A 5,808-nucleotide genomic window follows, 5' to 3' on the forward strand; every position below is an offset into this window, starting at 1 on the left:
GCCTGGCCGGCGGCGCCGCCTACAAGGCCGCCAACACCGCCGATTCGATGATCGGCCACCGCACCCCGCGCCACGAGGCGTTCGGCTGGGCGGCGGCGCGCTTTGACGATTGGATCAACCTGCCGGCGTCGCGGCTGACGGCGCTTCTGATCGTGCTGGCGGCGTTCTTCGTCAAAGGCGCTGATGCGAAAAAAGCCTGGCATGCGGTGCGGCGCGACGCGAAAAAACACCGCTCGCCCAATGCCGGCTGGCCGGAAGCGGCGATGGCCGGTGCGCTCGGCCTGGCGCTCGCCGGCCCGCGCTTCTATGGCGGCGTGCTGGTCGACGACGTCTTCATGGGCGAAGGTGGGCGGCGTGAAGCCGACAGCCTCGACATCAGGCAGGCGCTGAAACTCTATCGCGTCGCCGACTATCTGCTGATCGCTCTGTTCGGGTTGGTTTCGGTCGTTGTCATCGTTGTGACCTAACCTCACCCTCCCCCGTCTGGGGAGGTTGAGGAACACTCAGAACTCGATCCCCTGCTGCGCTTTCACGCCGGCGGAAAAATGATGCTTGGTCACGCTCATTTCGGTGACGAGGTCTGCGGCCTCGACCAGCGCCGGCTTGGCGTTGCGGCCGGTGACAACGACATGCAGGCCCTCGCGCCGCGCTTTTAGCGCGCCAACCACTCTGTCGAGATCGAGATAGTCGTAGCGCAGCGCAATGTTCAATTCGTCGAGCACCAGCAGGCTGATCGACGGATCGGCCATCAGTTCGAGCACCTTGGCCCAGGCGGCTTCGGCGGCAGCGATGTCGCGCTTCAGATCCTGGGTTTCCCAGGTGAACCCCTCGCCCATCGCGTGCCACACGACACGGTCGCCGAAGGCGGCGAAGGCGTCTTTCTCGCCGGTGTGCCACTTGCCCTTGATGAACTGGACGACACCGACGCGCTTGCCGTAGCCGAGCATCCGCAGCGCCAGCCCGAAGGCGGCCGTGGTCTTGCCTTTGCCCGGGCCGGTGTTGACGATGAGCAATCCCTTCTCGACCGTCTTGCTCGCCACCTCGGCATCCTGCACCGCCTTGCGCTTGGCCATCTTGGCGCGGTGGCGCTCTTCGTCCTTATCGTCGATATCGGTCATATCATTTCACCTTGAGCGGCAGCCCCGCCACCATCAGCAGCACCGTATCGGCAATCGCCGCGACCTGCTGGTTGAGCCGGCCGGCGGCATCGCGAAAGCGGCGCGCCAGTGCATTGTCCGGCACGATGCCTTGTCCGACTTCATTGGACACCAAGAACCAGGGTCCGCGCGGCCGCGACAGCACCTCCGCCAATCGCCGGCATTCCAGCTCGAAATCGTGTTCGGCCAGCATATGGTTGGTCAGCCACAGCGTCAGGCAGTCGACAAGCACCGGCCGATCGTCCGGCAAGGCGGCAAGCGCGCCGGCGAGATCGAGCGGTGCGTCGATGGTCGTCCAGCCTTCGCCGCGCCGCGACCGGTGCAACGCGATGCGCTCACGCATCTCGTCATCATAGGCTTGCGCCGTGGCGATATAGGTCCAGGGCGGCGGCAAGGCGGTTGCCAAAATTTCGGCGTGCGCGCTCTTGCCGGAGCGCGCACCGCCGATGAGAAAGGTCAGTGTCTTGCGATCAGGCAAAGCTGTCGCGCAGGCTGGTCGCGGTGCCGGTGAAGCGACCGCGCACCACACCGACGACCGCTCCGAGCACCAGCCAGAACACCAGATTGGTCACGGTCACCGCCACCACGAACTGGTGATGCAGCCCTTCCGGAATCGCCGTCTCGTAACTGTCGGGCTGCGGTGCCCCGACAACATGCGGTGCGACGATCAAAAGGACGGCAAGGATCGCCAGCGGCAGCGACTTGCGGAACGCGATCAGGCCGAGACCGGCAGCGGTTGCCGCCACCGTTGCCCACCACCAGATCTGGCGCTGGGTGAGATCGGCGGCCGGCATGGCCGGCAGTTCCGGCGGCAGGCCGAGGCCCGGCGCCAGCGTGAACACGGCAAAGCCGGCCAAGCCCCAGAACACGCCCTGGCGCCAACCACCGATACCGCCGGCGAATTCGGAAACCGCGACCAGGATCAACCCGAAGCCGATGCCGGTGACGATGTTGGCAAGCACGCTGAAGGCGAAACGCTCGAAACCGTCTGCCGGCGCCCAGCCCTCGTCTTCCGCCGCAGCAGTCGCTTCGGCAGGGGCCGGAGCGGCTGTGCTCATGGCATTGCTATCCGTTGCTGCCGGAGCGGCATGGTCATGGTGATGCCCGCCGCCCGCCTGTTCGTAGACTTCCGCCTTCAGGATCAGCGGCACGGTCGCATAGGCCTGCATGCAGGCGAGAACGACGCCGGCCACGAGCCCTGCGATCGCCGCGATGAACACGACGTTGCGAAACAGGTTCATGATGTCAGCCCCTCGTCAGTGGCAGGGAAACGCCATCGAATGGCGATAGTCGTGAGCCGCATTGTGGACCGCATCGATATGCGAGAAGCCGACAAAGCCCATCACGAAAATGCCGAGCAGCGCGGCGAGCGCAAGCTGCATGAAGCGCGACTGCGAGGAGACGGAAGCGCCGAGGGAGACGGAAGCGGTAGTCATGTCTTGTCCTTTCGCCCTCCACCCGAGGGCATCGAAGTCAGTTTCCTGTCGCCGGCAGGTCTCCTGGCTCACGGATCAGCGTCCTTCCCCACCTTCCCGAAGAAAAATCTTCAGTGGCATATGGAGAGGACTACCGCACACAGTTGCGGGGGCAGCCACGGCATTGGGCGAAATCCGCCCTTACCGCATTCCCTCTTGGCTCCAAAATGGAACCGGCGACACCGGCGACTATAGGCAGAATCCTCGCGTCCGGCAAACCAAATTCCGCCGGCGACCGTTGCGAATGCGCCATGAAGGTCAAAGCGATTTCGGCAGATAGCGCCACGTCACGAAGCCGCAGACCGCCGCCAGCAGGCCGAGCGTGACGAACACCGAGCCCAGGCCGAAGAAGGCCAGCACCACCGAATAGACCAGCGGCGGCGTCAGCTCGGAAAAGTCGAGATAGGTGCGATAGACTGCCGCCATCTGCGATCTTTCATAGGAGCGCACCGAGCGCATGAAGGCGGTCGAGCCGAGCGCGTCGAGTGCAATGGTGAAGAAGGCGCCGCAGAGCAGGAAGGCGCCGGTGAGCAGCGGCACGGTTTCGCCGACGAAGCCCGCCGCCAGAAGCGCGACCGACATGGCGAAATAGGCAAATGTCATGGTCCTGCGGCCGCCAAAGCGCTTTCCCGCCTTGCCCCAGAAAATCGCCATGAACAAAAGCGCGTTGCCGGCCGAAACCAGCAGGCCGCCGGCCAGCTTGCCCTCACCCGTAATGACCATGAACAGCGGCCCATAGACGAAGAACGTCGTCCAGAAACAGGAGCGCCCAAACGCGATCAGCCAGGCCAGCCTGAGCCTGGGCTGGGCGATGAAGCGGCCGATATTGGCGAGCGGATTGGCTGGTCGCGTCTTGCCGGGACGGATCGACGGGTTGTCGCCGAGCCGGTAGGTCCAGAACAATGCCAGCAAGGCTAACGCGAACACGGCCACCGCGCCATGCGCGGCATAGACGCCGAAGCGCGTGTAGAGGAAGATGCCGAGCGTCGGCCCACCGGTCCAGGCCAGCATCGACCACGCCATGCGCAGCGATTCGGCCTGCATGAAGTCGGTCTTGCGGATGTGGTCCATGATGTAGAGGTTGAGCGTGATCGACAGCGCGCTGGCGCCCATCACCCGGCACAGCATGCCGGCCAGTTGCCCGGCAAGCGTGTCGGTGACGAAGAACAGCGAGCCAATGGCCAGCAGGCAGGCGCCCGCCGTGTAGACCCAGCGCCGGGCGAAACGGCGGATCAGCATCGGCATGAACAATGTCACCGACAGGCCGAGCATCGCCACGACGGTGTAGAGGATCGAGACGATCTGCTCGTTGTGCAGGATCTCGTAAGCCTGGATCGGGATGACGCTCGACACCGTGGCGCGGGCGAAGGATTCGACCGCATAGAGCGAAGCGAAGGTGCGCGCGTCCGCGGCCTTGAGGGCCGGTAGCCAGATCGGATGGCGCACATGGGTGGACATTGCTTTCCCCGAAGCAGATTCACCGGGTCAAATCTGCCGTGGCGACCTCAGCGCCAATAAGAGGAAACCGACGTGCATCCGGCAAAAGCGAAGCCGGCCAAAGGCTTTCCGGCACTGGCCCAATGCCGCGGCTGATCCGGCGCTATCGGCAGGGTTGCCGGTCTTCTTTTGTCCCGGGCAACCGTGATAGTCCTCCAGCGGGGCTGAATCAGAATGCGAGACCATGAGCATCCAAACGCCGACCGCACCCGTTCAGGATCGACCAAAGCGCATCGTCGCCATCGACATCGTGCGCGGCATCGCGCTGATCGCCATGGCAAGCTACCATTTCACCTGGGATCTGGAGTTCTTCGGCTACACCGATCCCGGCCTGACCGCCTTCGGCTGGTGGAAGATCTACGCGCGCTGCATCGCCTCGACCTTCCTGTTCCTGGTCGGCGTCAGCCTGTATCTCGCCCACGGCCGACAAATCCGCTGGAACGGCTTCTGGAAGCGGTTCGCCATGGTCGCCGGAGCCGCGATCGCGATTTCGGTCGTCACCCGCATAGCCACTCCGGACGGCTTCATCTTCTTCGGCATCTTGCACGAGATCGCGCTGGCCAGCCTGCTCGGTCTCGCCTTCCTGCGCCTGCCGGCGCTGCTGACGCTTGTCGTCGCTGCGCTCGTTATCGCCGCCCCCGTCTATCTGCGCTTCGAGGCCTTCGATCACCCATGGCTGTGGTGGGTCGGCCTGTCGGCGACCAATCCGCGCTCCAACGACTACGTTCCGCTGTTTCCGTGGTTCGGCGCCGTGCTTGCGGGCATCGCGGTGACGAAACTCGCCGCAGGTGCCGGCCTGCTTGCCAGGCTTGCCAATCTGGCGCCCGGTCGCTTGGCCAACCCGCTGGTCTTCATCGGTCGGCACAGCCTGGCTTTCTATTTGATCCACCAGCCGCTGCTGATCGGCTGCGTCTGGCTGTTCTCGCAGATCATGCCGGCGCAGGTCGAAACCCCGCAGGTGAATTTCCTCAAAACCTGCCAGCTGTCCTGCGAGCAGTCGCGCGACACCGAGTTCTGTACGAGCTACTGTGTCTGCATGCTCGATACACTCGAGGGCGAGTCCACGCTTGATAGGCTCTACAACAACGATCAGACTGCGGAGTGGAAAGCGCATTTGTCCGATCTCGCCGGCATGTGCACCGCCAAGACCGACAGCAAGTTGATGGAGGGAGGGGCCGAATGACCGAGAACCAGCCGAAGCCGGGGCTCATACCGTGGCCGCCGCTGATCTACATCGCCGCCATCGCCGTCAGCATCGCACTGGGCCTGCTCTATCCCCTGCCCTGGATCGGCGACCTGCTGGGCGATATCCTGTTCGCGGCCGGCTGGGTGGCGCTGTTTGCCGTCGCCGCACTCTGGTTCACCGCGATCCGCACCATGATCCGGGCCAAGACCACGCTCAACCCCAACGCTGTACCCGATCACCTGGTCACCACGGGTCCCTTCGGCGTCACCCGCAATCCGATGTATCTGGCCAACACGCTGCTGTTGATCGGCGTCGCCTTTGTCTCGGGCATCGTGTGGTTCCTGCCGCTGGCGTTCATCGCCGCCTATGCCACGCAGAAGGTGGCGATCGAAGGCGAGGAAAAGGTGCTGGCGGCAAAATTCGGCAAGAAATACCGCGACTACGCCAAACGCGTGCGCCGCTGGATTTGAGCTGGCTTTCAAGCGGCCAATCT

General features: G+C 64.2%; 8 protein-coding genes and 1 riboswitch. Of the genes, 3 read left to right on the top strand and 5 right to left on the bottom strand.

The window, feature by feature from the left end:
• A partial coding sequence (locus EN884_RS22815; protein ID WP_206617625.1) for a cobalamin biosynthesis protein occupies window positions 1-467 on the top strand: 467 nt, incomplete at its 5' end.
• A 36-nt stretch (window positions 468-503) separates the two neighbouring features.
• Here the strand turns inward: EN884_RS22815 and cobO are convergent.
• From cobO to EN884_RS22840, 5 genes are all read right to left on the bottom strand, one after another.
• Window positions 504-1,118 carry a cob(I)yrinic acid a,c-diamide adenosyltransferase gene (cobO, locus tag EN884_RS22820; RefSeq protein ID WP_063168228.1) on the bottom strand — a complete coding sequence of 205 codons (615 nt, stop codon included), beginning with the start codon at window positions 1,116-1,118 and terminating at the stop codon, window positions 504-506.
• Between the two features lies 1 nt (window position 1,119).
• Window positions 1,120-1,635, bottom strand: coding sequence for a bifunctional adenosylcobinamide kinase/adenosylcobinamide-phosphate guanylyltransferase (cobU, locus tag EN884_RS22825; protein ID WP_063168229.1), 516 nt, complete (start codon window positions 1,633-1,635; stop codon window positions 1,120-1,122).
• A complete protein-coding gene (locus EN884_RS22830) occupies window positions 1,628-2,398 on the bottom strand; it encodes a CbtA family protein (RefSeq protein ID WP_013531118.1) in 771 nt (256 codons plus the stop codon). Before EN884_RS22830 ends, cobU begins: the two co-directional genes overlap by 8 nt.
• A gap of 15 nt (window positions 2,399-2,413) precedes the next feature.
• Complete coding sequence (locus EN884_RS22835) at window positions 2,414-2,593, bottom strand: CbtB domain-containing protein (RefSeq protein ID WP_013531117.1); 180 nt, start codon at window positions 2,591-2,593, stop codon at window positions 2,414-2,416.
• Between the two features lie 35 nt (window positions 2,594-2,628).
• A riboswitch (cobalamin riboswitch) is annotated at window positions 2,629-2,825 on the bottom strand.
• A gap of 65 nt (window positions 2,826-2,890) precedes the next feature.
• Complete coding sequence (locus EN884_RS22840) at window positions 2,891-4,090, bottom strand: MFS transporter (RefSeq protein ID WP_013531116.1); 1,200 nt, start codon at window positions 4,088-4,090, stop codon at window positions 2,891-2,893.
• A 223-nt stretch (window positions 4,091-4,313) separates the two neighbouring features.
• Between EN884_RS22840 and EN884_RS22845 the strand changes: the two genes are divergently transcribed.
• Both EN884_RS22845 and EN884_RS22850 read left to right on the top strand, forming a co-directional pair.
• Window positions 4,314-5,312: a DUF1624 domain-containing protein gene (locus EN884_RS22845; RefSeq protein ID WP_063168230.1), complete on the top strand. Its 999-nt coding sequence runs from the start codon at window positions 4,314-4,316 to the stop codon at window positions 5,310-5,312.
• Window positions 5,309-5,785: an isoprenylcysteine carboxylmethyltransferase family protein gene (locus tag EN884_RS22850; RefSeq protein WP_024501351.1), complete on the top strand. Its 477-nt coding sequence runs from the start codon at window positions 5,309-5,311 to the stop codon at window positions 5,783-5,785. Before EN884_RS22845 ends, EN884_RS22850 begins: the two co-directional genes overlap by 4 nt.
• Window positions 5,786-5,808 lie beyond the last annotated feature (23 nt).

Source organism: Mesorhizobium sp. M7A.F.Ca.AU.001.01.1.1, assembly GCF_004022735.1.
In the GTDB taxonomy this organism is placed as follows: domain Bacteria; phylum Pseudomonadota; class Alphaproteobacteria; order Rhizobiales; family Rhizobiaceae; genus Mesorhizobium; species Mesorhizobium ciceri.

Excerpts from the sequence above, each read along its gene's own strand:
- EN884_RS22840 (WP_013531116.1), bottom strand. The coding sequence starts at position 4,090 with ATGTCCACCCATGTGCGCCATCCGATCTGGCTACCGGCCCTCAAGGCC.
- cobO (WP_063168228.1), bottom strand. The coding sequence starts at position 1,118 with ATGACCGATATCGACGATAAGGACGAAGAGCGCCACCGCGCCAAGATG.
- EN884_RS22850 (WP_024501351.1), top strand. The coding sequence starts at position 5,309 with ATGACCGAGAACCAGCCGAAGCCGGGGCTCATACCGTGGCCGCCGCTG.
- EN884_RS22845 (WP_063168230.1), top strand. The coding sequence starts at position 4,314 with ATGAGCATCCAAACGCCGACCGCACCCGTTCAGGATCGACCAAAGCGC.
- EN884_RS22830 (WP_013531118.1), bottom strand. The coding sequence starts at position 2,398 with ATGAACCTGTTTCGCAACGTCGTGTTCATCGCGGCGATCGCAGGGCTC.
- EN884_RS22835 (WP_013531117.1), bottom strand. The coding sequence starts at position 2,593 with ATGACTACCGCTTCCGTCTCCCTCGGCGCTTCCGTCTCCTCGCAGTCG.